This is a genomic window from Leptospira interrogans (assembly GCF_900156205.1).
GTDB classification, from domain to species: domain Bacteria; phylum Spirochaetota; class Leptospiria; order Leptospirales; family Leptospiraceae; genus Leptospira; species Leptospira interrogans.
This window is the reverse complement of record NZ_FTNA01000018.1, coordinates 22,399-42,234: the sequence shown is the minus strand read 5'-3', so window position 1 is coordinate 42,234 and position 19,836 is coordinate 22,399. Positions and strand designations below refer to the sequence as shown.

General features: G+C 36.2%; 22 protein-coding genes. 21 read left to right on the top strand and 1 reads right to left on the bottom strand.

The features are described 5' to 3' along the window. Window positions 1-6: 6 nt before the first annotated feature. The 17 genes from BW942_RS14400 to BW942_RS14320 all read left to right on the top strand — a co-directional run bounded on the left by BW942_RS14400 (window position 7) and on the right by BW942_RS14320 (window position 14,015). Window positions 7-1,353, top strand: coding sequence for a sigma-54-dependent transcriptional regulator (locus BW942_RS14400; RefSeq protein ID WP_000688483.1), 1,347 nt, complete (start codon window positions 7-9; stop codon window positions 1,351-1,353). Further along, complete coding sequence (locus BW942_RS14395; RefSeq protein ID WP_000358377.1) at window positions 1,346-2,197, top strand: hypothetical protein; 852 nt, start codon at window positions 1,346-1,348, stop codon at window positions 2,195-2,197. The genes BW942_RS14400 and BW942_RS14395 overlap by 8 nt, the downstream gene beginning before the upstream one ends. Then, window positions 2,194-4,137, top strand: coding sequence for a replication restart helicase PriA (priA, locus tag BW942_RS14390; RefSeq protein WP_000642125.1), 1,944 nt, complete (start codon window positions 2,194-2,196; stop codon window positions 4,135-4,137). The genes BW942_RS14395 and priA overlap by 4 nt, the downstream gene beginning before the upstream one ends. A 126-nt stretch (window positions 4,138-4,263) precedes the next feature. Then, a complete protein-coding gene (fmt, locus tag BW942_RS14385) occupies window positions 4,264-5,211 on the top strand; it encodes a methionyl-tRNA formyltransferase (protein ID WP_000690652.1) in 948 nt (315 codons plus the stop codon). After that, window positions 5,208-6,203: a PASTA domain-containing protein gene (locus tag BW942_RS14380; protein WP_001071110.1), complete on the top strand. Its 996-nt coding sequence runs from the start codon at window positions 5,208-5,210 to the stop codon at window positions 6,201-6,203. Before fmt ends, BW942_RS14380 begins: the two co-directional genes overlap by 4 nt. Continuing rightward, on the top strand, window positions 6,200-6,847 hold the full coding sequence (gene rpe, locus BW942_RS14375; RefSeq protein ID WP_000702812.1) for a ribulose-phosphate 3-epimerase: 648 nt from the start codon (window positions 6,200-6,202) through the stop codon (window positions 6,845-6,847). The genes BW942_RS14380 and rpe overlap by 4 nt, the downstream gene beginning before the upstream one ends. Before the next feature lie 772 nt (window positions 6,848-7,619). Continuing rightward, window positions 7,620-7,886, top strand: coding sequence for a 30S ribosomal protein S16 (gene rpsP, locus BW942_RS14370; protein WP_000240010.1), 267 nt, complete (start codon window positions 7,620-7,622; stop codon window positions 7,884-7,886). Next, window positions 7,886-8,116 (top strand): KH domain-containing protein, encoded by a 231-nt coding sequence (locus BW942_RS14365; RefSeq protein ID WP_000391865.1) that lies wholly within the window; start codon window positions 7,886-7,888, stop codon window positions 8,114-8,116. The genes rpsP and BW942_RS14365 overlap by 1 nt, the downstream gene beginning before the upstream one ends. Then, entirely contained in the window at window positions 8,109-8,639 is a 531-nt protein-coding gene (gene rimM / locus BW942_RS14360) for a ribosome maturation factor RimM (RefSeq protein ID WP_000159892.1), read from the top strand. The genes BW942_RS14365 and rimM overlap by 8 nt, the downstream gene beginning before the upstream one ends. Continuing rightward, window positions 8,629-9,324, top strand: a complete 696-nt coding sequence (gene trmD, locus BW942_RS14355) for a tRNA (guanosine(37)-N1)-methyltransferase TrmD (protein WP_000671159.1) — start codon at window positions 8,629-8,631, stop codon at window positions 9,322-9,324. The genes rimM and trmD overlap by 11 nt, the downstream gene beginning before the upstream one ends. Beyond that, window positions 9,284-9,700, top strand: a complete 417-nt coding sequence (gene rplS / locus BW942_RS14350) for a 50S ribosomal protein L19 (protein WP_001072660.1) — start codon at window positions 9,284-9,286, stop codon at window positions 9,698-9,700. Before trmD ends, rplS begins: the two co-directional genes overlap by 41 nt. A 6-nt stretch (window positions 9,701-9,706) precedes the next feature. Then, window positions 9,707-10,402 (top strand): ribonuclease HII, encoded by a 696-nt coding sequence (locus BW942_RS14345; protein ID WP_001114917.1) that lies wholly within the window; start codon window positions 9,707-9,709, stop codon window positions 10,400-10,402. A 71-nt stretch (window positions 10,403-10,473) separates the two neighbouring features. Then, the gene (locus BW942_RS14340; protein WP_000778156.1) at window positions 10,474-11,217 is read left to right on the top strand and encodes a hypothetical protein; all 744 of its coding nucleotides are present in this window, start codon (window positions 10,474-10,476) and stop codon (window positions 11,215-11,217) included. Continuing rightward, window positions 11,218-11,481: an EscU/YscU/HrcU family type III secretion system export apparatus switch protein gene (locus tag BW942_RS14335; protein ID WP_000626342.1), complete on the top strand. Its 264-nt coding sequence runs from the start codon at window positions 11,218-11,220 to the stop codon at window positions 11,479-11,481. It abuts the gene before it with no gap. Then, window positions 11,478-12,662, top strand: a complete 1,185-nt coding sequence (locus BW942_RS14330; RefSeq protein ID WP_000712870.1) for a cyclic di-GMP phosphodiesterase — start codon at window positions 11,478-11,480, stop codon at window positions 12,660-12,662. Before BW942_RS14335 ends, BW942_RS14330 begins: the two co-directional genes overlap by 4 nt. A 709-nt stretch (window positions 12,663-13,371) precedes the next feature. After that, window positions 13,372-13,722, top strand: a complete 351-nt coding sequence (locus BW942_RS14325; RefSeq protein WP_000045620.1) for a YraN family protein — start codon at window positions 13,372-13,374, stop codon at window positions 13,720-13,722. Window positions 13,723-13,817: 95 nt separating this feature from the next. Beyond that, entirely contained in the window at window positions 13,818-14,015 is a 198-nt protein-coding gene (locus BW942_RS14320; RefSeq protein ID WP_000836436.1) for a hypothetical protein, read from the top strand. Between the two features lie 19 nt (window positions 14,016-14,034). Here the strand turns inward: BW942_RS14320 and BW942_RS14315 are convergent, their stop codons facing one another. Further along, complete coding sequence (locus tag BW942_RS14315; RefSeq protein WP_000798677.1) at window positions 14,035-15,564, bottom strand: YifB family Mg chelatase-like AAA ATPase; 1,530 nt, start codon at window positions 15,562-15,564, stop codon at window positions 14,035-14,037. A gap of 158 nt (window positions 15,565-15,722) precedes the next feature. On the opposite strand from BW942_RS14315, the gene BW942_RS14310 reads away from it, so the two are divergent. From BW942_RS14310 to gspD, 4 genes are read left to right on the top strand one after another with little or no spacing between them, the layout of a single operon-like run. Beyond that, on the top strand, window positions 15,723-16,097 hold the full coding sequence (locus BW942_RS14310) for a type II secretion system-associated lipoprotein (protein ID WP_000488361.1): 375 nt from the start codon (window positions 15,723-15,725) through the stop codon (window positions 16,095-16,097). After that, a complete protein-coding gene (locus BW942_RS14305; protein WP_017861810.1) occupies window positions 16,072-17,076 on the top strand; it encodes a LysM peptidoglycan-binding domain-containing M23 family metallopeptidase in 1,005 nt (334 codons plus the stop codon). Before BW942_RS14310 ends, BW942_RS14305 begins: the two co-directional genes overlap by 26 nt. Before the next feature lie 55 nt (window positions 17,077-17,131). After that, window positions 17,132-18,040, top strand: coding sequence for a general secretion pathway protein GspC (locus BW942_RS14300; protein ID WP_000991320.1), 909 nt, complete (start codon window positions 17,132-17,134; stop codon window positions 18,038-18,040). Window positions 18,041-18,044: 4 nt separating this feature from the next. Beyond that, complete coding sequence (gspD, locus tag BW942_RS14295; protein ID WP_000017090.1) at window positions 18,045-19,835, top strand: type II secretion system secretin GspD; 1,791 nt, start codon at window positions 18,045-18,047, stop codon at window positions 19,833-19,835. Window position 19,836: the final 1 nt, after the last annotated feature.

Here is a 19,836-nt window from a genome sequence, read left to right as displayed (position 1 = left end):
ACGATCATGAAAATTTTTATCGCAGACGATGAACCAGAAATCAGAAAATCTCTTAAAGAAATTTTAGAGGACGAAAATTTCGAAGTAGAAACTTTCGCTACTGGTAAAACCTTACTCAAACAACTCAAAAATGATAGACCTTCTCTAATTCTTTTGGACGTATGGTTAGGCAAAGAAGATGGGATTACCATTTTAGAAGAGTGTAAAAAAATCTATCCAACTCTTCCTATACTTATGATTTCGGGTCACGGAACGATAGAAATTGCTGTGGCTGCTACAAAAAAAGGAGCTGTGGATTTTTTAGAAAAACCTCTTTCGATCGAAAAAGTTTTACAAGCGATAGATGATCTAGTCAAGTCTGATCAAAAAAATTCGGCTTCCGATATTAAATTAGAATATGATGAAATTCTTGGAAACTCCCCCGCCATTCAAAAAGTAAAGTTCGCAATCGCTCAAGCTGCGTCTACTAACGCTCGAGTTTTTATCTACGGAGAAAACGGAACCGGAAAAGAACTCGTTGCAAAAACTATATTCAAAAATTCTAAACGAAAAGATTCTCCTTTTGTAGAGATGAACTGTGCTGCAATTCCGGAAGAACTTATAGAGTCTGAGTTATTTGGATTTACAAAAGGAGCTTTTACGGGCGCGACCGATTCTAGAATCGGAAAATTCGAAGCCGCCAACGGAGGCACTTTGTTTCTGGACGAAATTTGTGACATGTCACTTTCTACTCAGGCGAAAGTATTACGAATTCTTCAAGAGCAAAGATTTGAAAAATTGGGAAGTACAGAGACGATCACAGTAGACGTTAGAATTATTGCAGCTACAAATATTCCAGTAGAAGAGGCGATTCGAGACGGAAAGTTTAGAGAAGACTTATATTATAGATTGAATGTGATTCCAATAACAATTCCACCTCTTAGAGAAAGAACTTCCGATATTCCATTGCTTGTGGATTATTATATTTCCAAAACCTTAGAAGAAAATAATTTACTTTCTAAAAAAATAGAATCTGAAGCGGTTTCTATCTTACAAAATCATTTTTGGCCAGGTAACATTCGGGAACTAAAAAATGTAATGGAAAGGCTTTGTATTATGACCGTAGGTTCCGTGATTACTGCAAACGACGCAAGAGACGCACTCAAAGGTTTTAAAACTGCAAACGAAATGGTGGAGTTAGGAGATTTTAGAAAAGCTAAAGAAGAATTTGAAAGACAGTATATTATAAAAACATTACAAACAAATGAGGGAAACGTGACCAGAACTTCCCGAGTTTTAGGAATTGAACGTTCTCACTTATACAGAAAAATGAAGTCGCTTAATATTTCTTCGGATCAGTATACAGATGGATAAAAAAATTCTATCCAAACTTGGAAGAGTATTAGGTGATCTCCGTTTTTTGATCCAAAAAAAACAGATCCCAATCTTACAATTTTCTGGAGAAAAACCTCCTGAAACGACTGAACTCGTCTGGAAAGAAGGTTGGGAACAGTCTTTTTCAGGTTTTCAATCAGACGATTTAGAGTTAGAGGCAGAAGGAATTCAAGTTCGAAGATCCGCAAAAGTAGCGGAAAGAAATTTTCTTTGTAAACTCTGTAACGATCGAATTAGTGCTGTTCGTAACTTTCTAATCAAAGGTAGAAAGCCTATATTAGTACTTCATTATACTGGCGAAATTGCTCCGGGAAGACCTGCGTTTTCCAAGACCTCTCCGGATCAGATTTTTAGAACCAAGGAGGCGGAAGAACTTTTTGGCAGAATGATTCAGAAACAGTTTGGATTTAGTCATAGGGAATTTTACTATCAAGAATATCCTGCTTGTATTTTTGCTCATTCTAAGTCTAAGGCAGATGATTGGAAAATTAGAACCGAAAAATGTGAAACTCAAGTTAAGGATACGATCGAGTCCGAAAAGATAAAAGGGATTATTCTATTGGGAACCAGTGCGATTGCGGTTTATGGAAAAGAAAAAGCCCTCGAAATGATGGGAAGAACGTTAGATTTTCTTCCTGGTGTGCCTATGATCGTTCTTAGATCTCCGGAAGCAATTTCTGCGATTGAAACCAAAAGAATGAATTTTAAAGGAGCCAAAGATTCATTTGAATTCGAGACGATCAAAAAAGAAGAAATTTCTATCAAAGAAAGTATCCTTTCTCAATTGGCGATCTTTCAAAACAGACTCAAGGATGTACTTTGATTTATTACGCAGAAGTTGCGTTCGATCTTCCAATTGAAGAGGACACTTTTACATATGAGATTCCACCTAACGTTCAGATAGGTGTTCGAGTTTTGGTAAAACTACGCAATCGGGAAGAGGAAGGGATTATAGTTTCGATTCATCAAAACGAACCAAATTATAAAGTTTTTCAAATAGAAAAAATTATAGATAAAACTCCGATTGTTCTTCAAGAACAAATCGATTTAGCTCATTGGATGAAAAATCAATACATTGCTTCTCTCGGAGAATGTATTTATAAAATGATTCCTGCAGGAAGAAGGCAGGTAAAGCTCGAAACTTTTCCTTCGGACGCAGAAGGTAAACCAGTTACTTTAAACGAAGAACAACAAATCGCAACTCAAAATATACTTTCTACTTTCGGCACCGCCGCAGTTCATTTGTTATTCGGAATTACTGGCTCCGGAAAAACAGAAGTTTATATCCATCTCATACAAAAGGTTCTGGAAACTCCAAATCGTTCTGTCATTTTACTTGTTCCCGAAATCAGTTTAACATTTCATATTATTCGAAAGTTAGAACTTATTTTTCCGGGACAATTGGCGGTACTTCATTCGGCTCTAAAGGTTTCCGAAAAGTTTAAGGCATATAACGAACTTCTCACAGGTAAAAAAAGAATTGCCGTCGGAACTAGAAGCGCTGTATTTGCGCCTGTTTCTAACTTAGGACTTGTGATTATAGACGAGGATCATGATTCTTCTTTTAAAGAACATTCTAGTCCTAGATATCACGCAAGGCAAATCGCCTTACAGAGATGTAGGACTAATGAAGCTGTTCTTGTGATGGGAACCGCGACACCTTCTTTAGAAATTTATCATCTTGCAAAAGAGGGGAAAATTCATCTTCATACTTTGACTAAAAGACCTCAAGGAGTGTTACCGCCTACGGTTCGAATCGTGGAGAACCAAAAAGAGTCTAACGTTCTTAGCTCAGAACTTTCCTTTGCGATCAAACAAAGATTAGAGAAAAAAGAACAGATCATACTACTTTTAAACAGAAGAGGTTATAGTCCTCTGATCTATTCTCCGTCCACTTCTTCTTATGTGCCTTGTCCAAATTGTACGACTAATCTTTGTTATCATAAAAAAGGAACTACGATTTGTCATCTCTGTGGGCATACGGAAACTTTAGATTCCTTGCAAAAAAGAATGGGAGAAGGTCTAACCCTCAAGGGAACCGGAACACAAAAACTAGAAGAAAATCTATTAGAAGCGTTTCCGCAAACTAGGGTAGAAAGACTTGATCAAGATTCTATTCAAGATCGTAGTTTATTAAACGAAGTCATATCTCGTCTTTTAGGAGGAGAAATTGATATTCTTACTGGAACTCAGATGATCGCAAAAGGATTGGATGCCTCTAGAGTTACATTAGTCGGTGTTTTAAATGCAGGAATAGGGCTTGGACTTCCAGATTTTAGAGCCAACGAAAGAGTATTTTCTCTTTTAACTCAAGTGGCTGGAAGGGCGGGACGCTCTAAGTTAAAAGGGGAAGTGTTGATAGAAACTAACGCACCTAATCATCCGGTCATTCAAATGGCAATGAACCAAAACTATATTCAATTTTATGAATCTGAAATTCCGGTTCGAAAGGAACTTTTTTATCCTCCATTTTCTAGACTAGTTCGAGTTGTTTCCCGTTCTAAGGAAGAACAGATTTCACTTGAAACAATCGAGTTAGTATTCGGGGTTCTAAAAAAATTTTTTCCCTCCAAAGATACAATTCTACTCGGACCGGCTCCTTGTCCTTTTTATAGAATTGATTCCAATTTTAGAAATCATATCATTCTCAAAACTTCTTCGCCAAACATTTGGAGAGAAATTTTTAAAAAAGAAATTCGCCCTTTAAAACTATCTAAAAAAGTGTATTTAGAAATAGATTTTGACCCTTTGGATTTGGTATAAGAATGCGCCATCTTTACTTCGCACAGAGCCTTGCTACGGTTATCTCGCTTATAGCTCGATAGGGACAGAACCTTGCAGCTTATTTTTTTGAGAAGATAAAATATATTTTTTAGGAAGCGCTGTAATATGAAAATCGGATATTTTGGAACCCCCGAGCATTCTGCAAAACTTTTAGAAGCTCTCATTGATTCTCAACTTACAGAAGTATTATTTGTAGTTACCAATCCGGATCGTCCTAAGGGCAGGAGTAAAATTCCCGAGCCCGGTCCAGTCAAAAAGAAAGCTCTTGAATATAACATTCCGGTATTTCAATACGAATCTATCAAAAAGGAAAAAGAAAAAGCTCTCTCCGATTTCGGTTTATTTTCTGCAGATCTCTATGTAGTTTTTGCTTACGGATCCATTCTTCCCAAAGAAGTATATGCACATTCTACTTTGACTTCGATCAACTTACACGGATCTTTATTGCCGGATCTACGTGGAGCCTCTCCCGTTCAAACCGCGCTTTGGAAAGGTTATACTAAAACCGGAATCACAATTCAATACATTGGAGAGAAAATGGATGAAGGAGATATTCTTTTAACGAAAGAAGTTGAAATTGCTCCAGAAGATAACACAGGAACTTTGATGGATAAAATCACAGATGCAGGAATAGAATCTATTCTTCAATTATTGAAAACATACGATGGAAAACCTTTTCCTTCAGTTCCACAAGCTCACGATAAAGCAACCTATTGTGGGAAAATCAAATCGGAAGATAGAATTTTAGATTGGTCTTTAAAATCGGAGGAGTTACACAATCGAATCCGAGCCTTATATCCCGATATGATTGCAACTACTACCTTTCGAGATAAAAGGATGAACATTCTAAAAACAAAACCTTCTTCTTTGTCACTAGAAATCAATCCTACGCCGGGCAAATTGAAACGATTGGACAAAAAACGCCTTCTTACACAGTGTGGTGATGGTAGATTTCTGGAGATTTTGGAACTGCAACCGGAAAATAAAAACAGGATGACTGCATCCGATTTTCTCAACGGTTTCAGAATTCAAGAAGGGGAAACATTCGGGTGAATCAAGAGCAAATTAGAGAAAAGTATCTTCCAATCGGAGGTTATGTTTTATTCTTAGCGGTGGGTCTTCTATTATTTTTTAGTGCAGCCTTCTTAGTAGTATTCGTAAGAACTAAAAGTACTGCAAAGGTAATTGTTCCTGATCTGATCGGAAAATCTTATCCGGAAGTTCATAATGAATTAGGTCGTCTTCAATTGAAAGTGCGTCTGGAAAACAAACGTTATCCGGATAAGACGGATGGAATTATTTTATATCAATCTATACGACCTGGGAGAGAAATAGAAGCGGGAAGTAAAATTGTACTTACCGTAAATACTGGATTGGATCGAGTCATTGTTCCAGACGTAAGAGGGCAATCAATTGATTCCGCAAAAGCAAATCTTCAAAAAGTTCTTTCTGAAGAAACTTATGTAGAAATGCAGATTGGTGGAATTACTTACATTGAGCCACAAGCAGATCAACTTCCGAATACTGTTATCGATCAAATTCCAGAACCTGGAAAAAATACTTCTGCAAGAGAAAAAGTATTTTTACTCGTAACTAAGGTTCCAAGTAAAACTAAGGAAGAATTTTCTCCTACTTCTTTTCAAGGTGCATCTTTTCCACTCGTTCAAAAAAGTTTAATTCGTTCCGGAATCAAAAGTAGAGTGGAAGAAATTATAAATACTAGAGTTCGTTCTGAAAACGGACTTATATCTTCTGCAAGATTAGAAGGAGATGAGGTTCGTTTTAAAGTACTTTACTTTGAGCCAGAGCTTGCGGTAGAAAGTGGTTACGAATTATTTTCTTATGAAGTCGGAAATGATGGAAATTATAAAGCGGTATTAAAATCTTCTAATCAAGTAGAAACGGATGTTTTAACTCTTCCTATTTCACTTAAGGATGGAGAAAAATTTCAAACTGTGTTTTATCGAAAAGGAAGTGTAAAACTTACTCTTTTAGATGCTTCCGATTCCAAGATAAAATCCAAATCTTATGAGAGTGAACTTTGAAAATTTCTGCATCCATACTTGCAACTAAACTCACAGAACTTGTAAAAACGGTTCCTAATTACGATCCGACTGCGATAGATCTTATACACATGGACGTTATGGATGGTAATTTCGTTCCACAAATTAGTTTCGGAGAGGCTCTCACTAAGGAAGTAAAATCTCTCACGTCGATTCCGTTAGACGTTCATTTAATGGTTGCTAAACCGGAAAACCATGTTTTTAAATATTATGAATTCAATCCTTATTGTATTACGTTTCATATCGAAACGACTGACTTTCCGATTCGTCTTGCGCAAGAAATCAAAAGCCATGGAACAAAAGTAGGAGTTTCTTTAAATCCAGGAACTCCGGTTTCTTCTTTAGAAAATGTTTTACCTTATGTGGATTTAATTTTATTAATGACAGTAGAGCCTGGTTTTTACGGACAGAAATTCATAATCAATGGAATGGATAAAATTCGTAAGGTAAAAGAACTGATTGGTTCTAGACCGATTGAACTTGAAGTAGACGGAGGGGTCAACGATACCAATATCCAAGAACTAAGAAAAAACGGAGTGGATATAGTAGTAGTTGGAGCTGGGCTTTATAAAACTGGAAATCCGGTAGAAAATGCAAAAAATCTAAAGTATTTAGCCCGGGTTTAAATTAAGGAACTCGTTTTTTAGTAAGTTACTACTCAGACGGATGAAAATAATACCCAAAGTCAACGATCGATTTTACAAAGATGCAAAGGTTCTCAAAAATTGTGTCTAACCCAGAATTGGTTTTTTGAAGTGAATCCATAGGCTAACTTTTGAAACAACTCACTCTATAGTATTGTTTTCATATTTATTTATAGTAATTAGCGTGAGTTTAACGTAATAAAATTTTTTTAAAAGTATGAGTTCCTACAATTTTAGAATTTGTTCGTAAAATTCTGATTTGCTATAGTTTCACATCATTTTACAGATAAACCTAGGTTTTGTGGTAGTTCCCGCAGTTGAATACGGCAGATTCAATTGTTATAAACTTCTATTTTATAAATTGTGGTAACTCCCACACGCTGTATTGTATGATTTACAGTTTTTTAACATTCTTTTGTGATTCTATTTTTGTATGAGTTCCCACATTTTTGTGAAACGAAAGCATCTCGTTTTTTATAGTTGTTCGACAGATCGTGTTCAAACTCAGTAAAATGCTTTCTAAGAATCGTGTTTTTAGGCATTCGACTGTTTGGGACAGACTCAAATGTGGGAACTACCACAAAAGTTTAAGGAATACAAAAATATCCAATATCAAACCTTTGTAATATCAGTTCTAAATTGATGTTTTCTTGACAGTGGGACATATGGCACGATATTGGTAAAAATCATACATTCTTTTTTCGGGGGTTATAAAAATCCGAAAGGTCAGAATGGTTTAAAAGGAAAATATCCCTTGGTAAAACTTAGATTACAAAGAACCGGAACCAAACACGATCCTCATTATAGAATTGTTGCTGCTGATAGCAGGTCTCCTAGAGATGGAAAGTTTGTAGATATCGTAGGTCATTACCACCCGGCTCAAATCAAAGAACAGACTACTTTTAATAAAGAAAAAATTCTTACTTGGCTAAAGAACGGAGCTCAACCTACCGGAACCGTTTTAAACCTGTTCAAAAATGCAGGAATTTGGGCGGAATATAAAACCACTCTCAAAAAGTAATGGAAGAATTACTGAAGTACATAGTTGCTTCTCTTGTTGAATTTCCCGAAGAAATTGTAATTCGTGAAATTGAAGGGGAAGAACAAAATATCATCGAACTACGAGTCTCCCCGAAAGACGTGGGAAAAGTAATCGGTAAAAACGGTCGTATTGCAAAATCCCTGCGCGCGATTCTTACTGCGGCATCTGTAAAAGCAGGAAAAAACTTCTCCTTAGAAATCATTGACTAAAGAGTGGATCTCACTCGGGCAGTTAGGCAAACCATTTGGAATCAAAGGTTGGCTACGTCTAAATGTCCGAGAAACTGTACTTTGCGAACTTAAAACTCCAATATCACTTAAACTCAGTAAGCCTGATTTTCATTTTCCAGAAAAGGAGATTACTCTTTTAGAAATTCGTCCTCATGGCGGAAAATTTATTGTTCGTTTTGAAGGAGTTACCACACCGGAAGAGGCTGCAAAGTGGATTGGTGGTTTTCTTTTTTTACCCCAAAAACTTCTCCCTAAGATCGAAACCAAGAATGAGTTTTATATTACGGATCTCATCGGCTTACAAGCGATTGACGAATCCGGAAAAAAACTGGATTGGAAATTAAAAGACGTTCAAGACAATCCTGCACATCCTATTTTAGTTTTTGTAAAAGAAAATGGAGAAGAAATCCTCATTCCATTTTTACAAGTTTTTGTGGGTGATCTAGATCTAGAAAAGAATACAATTGTCTTGATACAACCGGAGATTTGGAATGAAATTTAATTTCATCACTCTTTTTCCAGACAAAATTCAATCGTATTTTTCGGAAGGTCTTCAACAAAAAGCAATCGAGTCCGGAGTGTTTTCGGTAAATATAATCCAACTCAGAAATTTTTCCGGAAATAAACATAACCGAGTCGACGATACGATTTACGGAGGTGGTCCAGGAATGCTTCTCCGAGTCGAGCCGATTCACAAAGCAATTTTATCTTTAGGAGAAGAGAAGGGGATCGTAATTTTAACTTCCCCGTCTGGAATTCCATTTAACCAGAGTATTGCTATGGATTTGAAAAAGGGCGGAAAACCTTTGACGTTTATTTCCGGTTATTATGAAGGTGTGGATCATCGTGTTACGGAACATCTGGTTGACATGGAAATGTCCCTTGGAAATTATGTATTATCTGCCGGGGATTTGGCCAGTATTTGTATCGCAGATGCAGTGTCCAGGCTTCTACCTGGATTTTTAGGAGCAGACGAAAGTCTCCTGGATGAATCTCATAACCATCCGGATATTTTAGAATATCCACAGTTTACGAAACCTTCGGAATACAATGGATGGAAAGTTCCTGACGTACTACTCAGCGGCAATCACGCTTCCATTTTAGCGTGGAGAGAACAAAATAGAAAGAAGATCGAAAGAGGAAATTATGAATCAACTTTTAAGAGAAGTGCTGACTCCGGATGCTGAAAGAACACAAAATTTTACGGTAGGAGATACCGTTAAAGTACATTATAAAATTGTTGAGTCCGGAAAAGAAAGGGTTCAGATTTACGAAGGAGTTGTAATTTCCGTTGCAAATGAAGCCAACGGAAAAACTTTTACCGTTCGTAGAGTTTCCTACGACGTAGGTGTAGAAAGAATTTTCCCTTTGTTTTCTCCTAAAATTGCAAAGATAGAATTGATTCGTAAAGGTAAAGTAAGAAGAGCAAAACTTTACTACTTGAGAAACCTTGCTGGAAAAGCGGCACGTATTAAAGAACTCAAAGGTGGTAAAGCTCTTGTAAGTGAAGACAGAAAGAGACAACAAGCTGCTGCGGCTACAAAATCTACGACGACGGAATAATCCGGTTTGCCGGAACCGAAACTTTCCAATTTTTTTGAATTAGAAGAACACCGATTTTATTCGGAGTCGATTCCATGTGGGATTGATGAGGCGGGAAGAGGTCCTTATGCGGGGCCTCTTTCTGTAGCTTTAGTTTCTTTTTCTCAAAATTCTCTTACTCAAATCCTAGAAGGAAAAATTCTCAAGGGATTAACTGATTCCAAAAAACTTTCTGAAAAAAAAAGAGAATCTCTTTATCCTGAAATTATAAAGGCCGCACAATTTTCTTACCAAACTTTTATAAGTCCGAATTATATTGATCGGAAAGGTATCAATCGAGCCGTTTTAGAAGGAATTTTAAAATGTACAAAATTGATAAACCGGTTTACTCAATCTAAATTTCCTCTAAAACTATTAATTGATGGGAATTATAACTTCAACCGTTACCCAGAATGGATGAATCTCAAAGGTTGTTCCACTTTTTATATAAAAGGGGATCTCAGAATTGTAAGTATCGCCGCCGCTTCTATTCTTGCTAAAGTTAGCAGAGATCGTTATATGATTTCCGTTTCTAAAAAATATCCTATTTATCGTTTTGATCAACATAAAGGATACGGTACAAAACTTCACGAAGAACTGATTCTTCTACATGGTCTTTCCGATATTCATAGAAGAAGTTTTACCGGAAAGTTTCTAGAACAGATCTCAGAGTCTAATCTTTAAGAGATACGAAATTATCAGAAAGTTTTCGAGTGAGAGTAGTGTCTAAATAAGATACATTAAAGCGAGCGCTTATGAAACTTTCAACGGATTTTTCTGTACGAAATTTGAGTCTTATTTTGGAAAAACAAGTAGAGGGTTCCAGTTTTGCGGGCCTGACTTTGAACCAAAATTTTAAAAGTAGAGTATTGGACGTTTTTCCGGGTGGGGCGTGGCTTTCTATCGGAGATAAAAGGCTGAAAACATCCTCACAGTCTAATATTTTGTTTATAGGAGAGACTCTTACATTAGTAGCAAAGTATAGCACAAAAGGAATAGAGTTACGTATTTTAGACCGAGAATTGAAAGGTAAAGAAGATATTCCTTATAGACTGGAGAGCATGGGAATGAGTGTTCAGGAACTTTCTGAAAAAGTTGTAGATTCCAATTTTCAAGAGTTTTCTATCGAGGACTCTATATTCAAGGTTTTGAAATCATATTATCCTTTTTTAGAATGGACCTCGGATTTACCATACTTTCGCTGGGAGTTTGACGGAGGAAATGCGGAAGGAATTTATGAATCAAAAAAAGAATTTAAAAAATTTTTATTTCGGATTCAAACGAAGAATACTGGAAGGACAATTGTTCTATTTCTTTGGGAGGAAAACTTGGGAGAAGATTTGCAAATCAACCTCACTTTCGATAATTTGAAAATGTACTTGCACGCTTGTCAAAACAAAGAAAAATTTAAGCAGATTTTAGCCGAATCTTTGGTGAGTTTTCAGGGATACAATTTATCTTATAAACCATCTCTAACTAGAAAAGAATGGAATGCTTAGATGATCAGCGTGGCTCTTAAATTCATTCCTAAAAAAGACAATGCGCCTGTAATTACGGCTGCCGCTTCCGGCTTTTTAGGTGACGTTATCCGTAACATTGCGGAAAAAAATTCGGTTCCGACGGTAAAAAATCCGATTCTAGCAGAATCTCTCTCTGAATTGCCTATCGGTTCAGAAATTCCAGAAAATCTATATAGAGCAGTTGGTGCAATTTTTTCGATGATTATGGATTCTGATTCCAGAAAAAGGGAAAAATTACAATGAAAAAATTTGCCGTATCCGAACTAAAGCCGGGAATGAGATTTTCCAAACCCGTTTATTTAGATAAGGAAAATTTATTTATTACTTCTAATACTCCGGTGACTGACAGCGATTTAGATCGATTGAATCGGTTTGGAATTCAAGAAGTGATGACTGCTGGAGAACTACTGCAACTAGAATCCCAATATGATCCGAACGTTTTAGAAACGAGTTTAGACGACATGATCGTAAATACTGTCGTAGACGATGAATTACAACCTCTCAAAGCGGTTTACGATAATCTAAATCGAATTAAGATTACTTTTGGAAATTTATTTAGAGAATCTACTCAGATCATCCAAGACGTGTTTAAAAAAACAATGGATGAAAAACCTTTAGAAGTTACTCCAGTTCGAGAAATTGCAGAAAGACTAACCGATTTTGTACGTTCTAATCAAAATATATCTTATTTAATTTTAGCGAACAATCCGCCCGGATATTATTTATACAATCAGATTGCAAATTCGACTTTCTATTCTTTAATTTTAGGAAAACTTCTAGAATATTCTAGACCAAAGATGATCGACCTAGGAATTTCCTGTTTACTTGCAGATATTGGAATGTCAAAAGTGCCAGCGGTGATTTCGGAAAAAAACGAACAACTCACCGATGAGGAATTTAAGACGATCATGAAACATACGATTTTAGGATATCAAATTCTTTCTCAAAAAATGAAACTGAAAAATAATCTTGCGATTGTTGCCCTTCAGCATCATGAGCGTTATGATGGAAACGGTTATCCTCAAAAATTAGCTGGTAATGCTATTGAAGAACAAGCCAGAATTTATTCTATTTCAGACAACTTTTCTGCGCTTGTTACTAATCGTCCTCATAGGAAGAAGATTCTACCTCACGAAGCAATTAAATCCATGATTAGTATGGATGTAGGAAAGTTCGATTTGAAATTAGTTCGAACTCTTCTTAATCATCTTTCCTTGTATCCCGTAGGTTCCTGTATAGAGTTATCTGATAAAAGGATAGGTGTCGTTTTAGGGCCGAATTTAGATAAACCAATTCGTCCTTTTATTCGTATTATAAAAGATGAATATGGTAAAATGGTTCGAAATTTGATACTAGTGGATCTTTTAAAAGAAACAAATCTTTTTATTTCTCGTCCCGTAGATTTACAAGAAATTTCCGCTTAAAAGAATTTTGCAGAGCTAATGAACGTGAATTCGGTTTAAGAAAATTGGGAAACTATTTTCTTAAAATAGGAATGTGAAGATAATTTATGTTTAATTTTCTAGTCTCTAAATGCTGTTTATAAATATATAATAAAATACTCAATTTTTTATTTTGAAATGTGATTTTGCAATAAAAACTTAAGATTCTCAATTTTATAGGAATCAGTGTTCATTTTTATTTTTACTATAAAGAGACTTTTAAGAAACAGATTCTTTGCGTCAAATTTGCGTTAATTAAAACAATACAGATTTTTTAGCAGATCGGTTAATCGTTCTTTTTAAAAAAGTTTTGTAACCAGCTGTAATTTCTATAATTGCAAATAAAAAATGTGATGAGAAGAATTTAGTATATTAGAATTTTTGAAAAACTAATTTTAAATCTGTTTTCGTTGTATTACTACTCGGACGTCTAAAAAGAATACTATGTTGTACTTGTTTCAAAACTTAGAATGTGGGATCCTTTTAAAAAAGCCAATAATTCTAGGTTTGGCACAATTTCGTGAGGACTTCTATATCTTTAAAAAAATTACTCGTAATCTTGAGTATCATTTTTATACATCCGAGTAGTAGTTATATTTATAAATTATTGTTTTGTTTATTATAAAATTTGCATAATTTCCGCTTCCCAATCATCGCAAGATGAAAATTTGTTTTAAAGAGGTCTCTTTGATTGAGTAAATCGAAAAAAAGAAAAGGTGACGAAGGAGAGTCTATTGCATCCAACTTTTTAATCAGCCTAGATCATGAAATTCTAAAACGAAATTATCGTTTTCTTCATTGTGAGATCGACATAATCTCTGTGAAAGAGGAAGTTTTGTATTTTTCAGAAGTGAAATTTTGGAAAGAGTTTAAGTTCTTTGATCCTAGGTTTACATTCAACCTCGCAAAACAAACTAAGATGAGAAAGGCGGCTAAGGGATTTCTTGCTGAAAATCTTTCCTTTCAAAATCATTTTGTCTCATTTTGTCTTGTCTCCGTAAATGAAAAAAAGGGATGTAAATATTATCTGGATCTTTTTTGAAATAGTGGTTTAGGTACTTCCAACAAGCACCGAATTTTTAAACTGTCTGCGGGTTCTCAAGGAAGAGAGCCTTAAATCGTTACAAGGAAGTAACTATGAAGAGCATTACGATTTTAGGAAATTTGGCCGAATCTGACGATTTCGGTCCAGATCCGGTCATTCTTCGAAAACGAGGAATGCCGGTAAAAAAGCGAAAATTTGAAGATTATAAAAAGAAATTGGAGGATCCTAGTTATATTGATTTTGCGATCGATAAAATTGCTATGGAAATTTCTCACTTTCTTGCAAAATAAACTTCTCGCTTAACGGGAATTAAGCGATGGCCCTGTTTTCTACGTATCTTCCGGCATTCTGGAAATTCAGGGCTTCTAGAAGATGTTTTTCTTTTACGAGTGTACTTTCCTCTAAATCCGCAATTGTTCTAGCCACTTTTCGAATCTGGTTGAGTTTACGAATGCTCGCTTTTCTTTTTTTCACTTCATTTTCTAAAATCTCTTCACAAGGGGAATCAAATTGTAGATAAAAATTTACGTATTCTCCTCTAAGTTGTCCGTTAAAGTAAAATCCACTTCCTTGATACCTTTCCCATTGAATGGCTGCTGCTTTTTGAATTTTTTTTCTAGATTCTTCCAAAGAGATTAAAATTCGTTTTCTTTCTTTTTCTTGAGCAGGAAAAATTTCTACTTCCAAATCGATTCTATCTCTAAATGGTCCAGAATAAGTAGATTGATATTTTTTGATCTTTTGAAGATTACAAGCACAAGGAACTTCTTTACTTCCATAAAATCCACAAGGGCATGGGTTGGTCGCGGCAACTAACAAGAAGTTGGCGGGATATACAATGGTTCCGCTGATTCTAGAAACCGTTATATTTCCTTCTTCCATTGGTTCTCTGAGTGCTTGCAAAATTCCCGATTTATATTCCGCGAGTTCATCTAAAAATAAAATTCCTCGATTCGCTAAAGTGACTTCTCCCATTCTTAAATCTCTAGAACCTCCCACCAAAGTGATGTCTGATGTAGTGTGATGAGGAGCTCGATAAGGTCTTTGTGCGATCAATTCTTTCAATGGAGAAATTGCAGATCGAATCTTCAATATATCTAATGCTTCGTTTTCTTCGGGAGTAGGAAGTAAAAAGCCTGTTATTCTTGCTAAAAGGCTTTTACCAATTCCAGGTGGTCCAGATAAAAGTATATGATGCCATCCCGCGGCGGCGATTTCAATTGCTCTAAATGCGACCATCTGGTCTTTATACAATTCTAAATTTTTTGAGACGTTTACTTCTTGAATTTGGATTTTTGATTTTGACTCGGGGGTTCTTCGATTTTCTAAAACTTCTTCTAGTTCTCTCAAATGAGAAATTCCATAAACTTCGAATTTTCGTAAAAGGGCTGCTTCTTCTCTATTTTCAAATGGAACGATTGCAGTATCGTATTTTTCGGAAGAAATTCCAGATAGAATTGGTAACACTCCTTTGAGAGGTTTTAAACTTCCGTCTAAACCTAATTCTCCTAAGAATAGAGTTTTTTGTAATTTTCCGGAGGGAAAGATTTGTTCGGTTAACGCAAGAATTCCGCATGCAATGGAAAGATCTAAAAGAGTTCCTTCCTTTTTTCTTCCAGCAGGAGCTAGATTTACTAATATATTTTGAAGAGGACAAGAGTAGCCGCTGTTTTCTAAAGCGATTCTCACCCTTTCCGAAGATTCACGGATGGACTGAGCAGCAAGTCCAGTAATTGTAAAACGGGGTAATCCTCGTTTGAGGTTGATTTCTACATCAACCGCAAATGCATCCAAACCTTCTAAATTGGCTCCGGTGAGACAGATCCAAGAATTTTTCATACTTTCCCTCTTATGGAAGTACGGTTCTTATTCTTTTACTTGGGGAACGATTGTGATATAGATTTTATGTTTTTTTATTCGAAAAATTGAAAACGTAATTCGGCTTTTTCAAAAAAACTCCTTTCAAATACGTTTAGCTTCTGTAATTTTGCTCTGAAATGTTTCGTATTGCCGTTTTCCTGCTTCCCTCAGTTTTTATTTTTCTGGCAGGTTGCGGTAACAGATTGATTCGTAAAGACGCGGTGGCTCAGATTAATGAGCATTATTCGGAAAAAATTTATTACCTAACAAAAGATAAAAAGGTTTCTAATACAGAAACCTTTAAAAAAGGGATGCTCGTTCGGATTTACGTGGAATCGACTCCTTCGATGGTGAAAATTAAATGTTACCCTGCGGATCATAAAAGAGAATACGCCATCGGAAGAATGATCCTTTATCAATTGAATGACGAATATAGCGGTAAAAAAATTACTGTAGAAGATTTGGATAAACTTATAGCCAATGAACTTGTGGAATACAAAAAGAAAAAATAAATCCTCGAGAAGTGGAGGATCAAGATCGGATGTATCTGAATCCGATACTAAAAAAGTGAACGGGAAACTTTTTTTTATTTTTTTGATTTCCTACTTGGTGTTCGGTTCTATTTTTGCGGACCCTCTGAAAAATTACGACGCAGAAATTTCAGAATATACCAATAAGGATTCTTCCTTTTTTTCCGATAAGGAAGAACGTAAAATTAAACAACTATTTTCTCAATCTCCTGAAAATTGGCAGGAAGAAAAATATTCTCTCAATTATCACAAAGACAAATCTAACTTAGAACTTCCCAGTTTTATCAATGTCAATAGGGTTATCTCTTCTAAGATCGTTAACCACAGTGGAATCATATATAAAAATTATGTAGTCAAACCCAAGGATTCTCTTTCTAAAATTGCAAGAGAAATGAAAACTTCGGTTCAAAAAATCGTTTCTGCCAACGGCTTGAAAAAGAATTCAACTCTTCAAGTGGGGCTGAATCTTTCCATTCCGGTGCAGGTTCGTAACGCGAGCCGAGAAAAAGTAGAATTCCATAAATTATTTGTACATCCTGTTTTAAATGCAAGAGTCACTTCTCGTTATGGAAGAAGAAAAGATCCGTTTCATACTGGTTCGGGTGGCTTCCATACCGGTTTGGATTTTGCTGGGGCTCAAGGCGCTCCGATCCTTGCGTCTGCCGATGGAGTCGTATCCTTTGCCGGGGTGAACGGAGGATATGGAAATACTGTAATTATAGATCATGATAACGGCTATAAAACAATGTATGCTCACTGCTCTAAAATTACAATTGAACAGGGAACTAGAGTGAATACTGGAACGGTCATAGGTGCAATCGGCAGGACCGGGTCGGCTACGGGACCTCATCTTCATTTTGAAGTCTTTTTAAATGGAAATAGAGTAAATCCAGACGTCGCTTTGAAAAAAGCGTTAAAGATTGTGACTCCTTTAGACCCTGGTAAATTTGATAGATTGTGAGTAGTCGGAGATTTTCTGACTTCTTCTTAGAAAGAAATTTTCTGATCGGACTCCTATGAACGCGATTTTTTTAGAACTCAGGAAAAATACATTTTATACTCTCATTCCAGTTATTTTATTTTTTTCTTATTCACTTTCTTATCTTTTAAGAGCGGTGATTCTTGCCTTTTTGAATCCGAGTATTCAGGCCGCGAGTTCCGGAACAAATCCGATTCGCAAAGTAGGTTTGGAAACTACAAATCGATCTCTTTCTTCTTATGAGGAAATGGTTCAAGGAAATTTAATTCGCGGTATGATTCCTAAAGAAGGAGAAATTTCTACAGAAGGAGAAATTTCGGCGGCTTCTGCTCCACCAGATACGGGAGAAGGAGAAGAAATGAAAATTACCGGAACCTTAAGTGGTCATTGGTCTTTTGCTCGTGCTACGATTGTAGAAAAAGGAAAAGCAGAAGCGCAGGAATTTGCGATTGGAGAAACGGTAGGTGGGTATAAAATCCGTTCTATTTCTCTCAACTATGTAGTTTTGGAAAAAAGTGGAATTTCTCTCAAAGTAGAAATCGGTCAAACCCCGGGGGAAGCAAGGGCCAAGTTGAATTTAGACGCTGGTCCAAAAGCGGAAGGTGGACCTCCCGCGGGTGATACGGTTCGTAAAGTTCTTTCTAGACAAGATGTAAACCGTAAATTGAAAGACCAAGCGGCGATCTTTAAAAATGCGAGATTTGGCCCCGCGTTGATCAATGGTAAAATTTCCGGTTATAAAATCTATAGTGTTACTCCGGAACATATCTTTTATTCCTTAGGAGCTAGAAATGGAGATATTATCAAACGAGTAAATGGAATGCCGTTGACCGAAACCGAAAAAATGTTAGAGATCTGGGGAGCTGTAAAAACTGCCGATAAGATTACAGTAGATGTGGAAAGAGGTAGCCAGATTCTCACCTACGAATTTATTATCAGAAACTAAAAAGATGTCCGGAACAATCAGTCAACTTTCAATCTTTAGAATATTCTCCCTTCTCATACTTTTGTTTTTAGTATGGGACAAACCAGTCTTTCCTCAAAGTAAGAAAAAAACTTCCGCAAAGACAAAATCGGTTACTCAAGAAGAACCTTCGGAAAAAACTTTCTATGCAAATTGGAGAGATACAGAACTAAACGACTTTCTCAAAGGAATGAGCGCCATTTTAAAGAAAAATATTCTTTTAGATGAAAGTTTAAAAGGTAAAAAAATTACGATCATTTCTCAAAAGGAAATTCCGATCAAAAATGGATTTATCTTTATGAAATCTGTTTTAGAATCTCTAGGTTTCGGAGTAGTAGAAGAACCGGATCTCATTTCGATTGTTAAAATTAAAGATGCACTTGCTAGATCTCCTATCGTTAGGGTCGGAAAAGAATTGATTCCCGAAGAGGAAGTTGGAGATTATAGAACGATCACTCAGGTCATTCCTATTGAAAATGTAAAACCAGAAGAATTAGAACCTATTTTAAAACGTCTTACTTCTCCTAATACGGATGTGATCGTTTATAGAAATACAAATACGATTGTACTTTCAGGTTCCGCCGCAGACATCAATAAATTGTTGGTACTTGTAAGCGAATTTGACGTCAAAATCGAAGAGGCGACCCCAGGATCGATTTCATCGGCAGGTGATATTCATATTTATACTTTGGAATACAGTGAAGCTGAAAAAATCGCGGCGACTTTAGTTAAGTTAGACAATCCTGTGATTCAGTCTGAAGATCTGGGTTCTGAAAGAAAGCCTCCACCGCCAGGGCAACCTATGCCTAAGGTAGATAAGATCAAGGCGGTTGGCCATAAAGAATCCAATTCTGTGATTGTTACGGCGACAAATGCGGAATGGGCAGAAATCCGTAAAATCATTAAGGTTTTGGATTCAGCTAGAAAACAGGTTTTATTAGAAGTTTTGATCGTGGAACTTACTTCCAGTGATTTAAACGATTTCGGGATCGATTGGAGATATAAGGGGGAAGCTTTCGGTCAATTCAATTCTGGTCTTTCTAAAGAAGCGAATATTATCAATTCGAACGGTCAGGTCAATCCGAACATAAACACTCTGAGTGGTTTCTCTTTAGGATTTTTAAAAGCTGGTTCGGAACAAATCATAGGAATTTTAAGCGCCAATCAAGGAAATGAAAACTTTAACGTGTTATCTGCTCCTCAAGTGCTTACGGTAGATAATCAAGAAGCAGAAATCAGTGTGGGTCAAGACGTGCCCGTTCGAACTCAGAGTAGGAACGCAGGTACTGGTGGAACGAACGCTGTAACTGTGGACAATTACGAATATCGTCCTACCGGTATCAAACTTAAGTTTACTCCTCACGTGAACAAAAATAATAAGATCACTCTCGAACTCTTTCAGGAGATTAAAAATATCGCAGAGATTGCTCTCGCCGGAGGAAACCCTACTTTCAATCGAAGAGAAATTAAAACTTCTATCTCAATTGAAAACACTCAATCTATCGTGATCGGTGGATTGATTTCGAACGATAAACAAAAAAGAATCATTAAAATTCCTTTTCTAGGAGACATTCCGTATTTAGGTCATCTTTTTAAAAGAACTACTGAAAAAATTAAAAAGACCAACTTGATGGTTTTTATTACGCCGCATATACTCGATAGTAGAGAGACTGCGGATAAGATGACTGTTAAGAAAAAAATGCAGCAGGAACGTTACGAACTCGAGAGAGAAAGAATCCTCAACAAAGAAAGAGAAATCAGAGAAAGAGGGGATTAAA

Excerpts from the sequence above, each read along its gene's own strand:
- BW942_RS14400 (WP_000688483.1), top strand. The coding sequence starts at position 7 with ATGAAAATTTTTATCGCAGACGATGAACCAGAAATCAGAAAATCTCTT.
- BW942_RS14395 (WP_000358377.1), top strand. The coding sequence starts at position 1,346 with ATGGATAAAAAAATTCTATCCAAACTTGGAAGAGTATTAGGTGATCTC.
- fmt (WP_000690652.1), top strand. The coding sequence starts at position 4,264 with ATGAAAATCGGATATTTTGGAACCCCCGAGCATTCTGCAAAACTTTTA.
- BW942_RS14365 (WP_000391865.1), top strand. The coding sequence starts at position 7,886 with ATGGAAGAATTACTGAAGTACATAGTTGCTTCTCTTGTTGAATTTCCC.
- trmD (WP_000671159.1), top strand. The coding sequence starts at position 8,629 with ATGAAATTTAATTTCATCACTCTTTTTCCAGACAAAATTCAATCGTAT.
- rplS (WP_001072660.1), top strand. The coding sequence starts at position 9,284 with ATGAATCAACTTTTAAGAGAAGTGCTGACTCCGGATGCTGAAAGAACA.
- BW942_RS14340 (WP_000778156.1), top strand. The coding sequence starts at position 10,474 with ATGAAACTTTCAACGGATTTTTCTGTACGAAATTTGAGTCTTATTTTG.
- BW942_RS14335 (WP_000626342.1), top strand. The coding sequence starts at position 11,218 with ATGATCAGCGTGGCTCTTAAATTCATTCCTAAAAAAGACAATGCGCCT.
- BW942_RS14330 (WP_000712870.1), top strand. The coding sequence starts at position 11,478 with ATGAAAAAATTTGCCGTATCCGAACTAAAGCCGGGAATGAGATTTTCC.
- BW942_RS14320 (WP_000836436.1), top strand. The coding sequence starts at position 13,818 with ATGAAGAGCATTACGATTTTAGGAAATTTGGCCGAATCTGACGATTTC.
- BW942_RS14315 (WP_000798677.1), bottom strand. The coding sequence starts at position 15,564 with ATGAAAAATTCTTGGATCTGTCTCACCGGAGCCAATTTAGAAGGTTTG.
- BW942_RS14310 (WP_000488361.1), top strand. The coding sequence starts at position 15,723 with ATGTTTCGTATTGCCGTTTTCCTGCTTCCCTCAGTTTTTATTTTTCTG.
- BW942_RS14300 (WP_000991320.1), top strand. The coding sequence starts at position 17,132 with ATGAACGCGATTTTTTTAGAACTCAGGAAAAATACATTTTATACTCTC.
- gspD (WP_000017090.1), top strand. The coding sequence starts at position 18,045 with ATGTCCGGAACAATCAGTCAACTTTCAATCTTTAGAATATTCTCCCTT.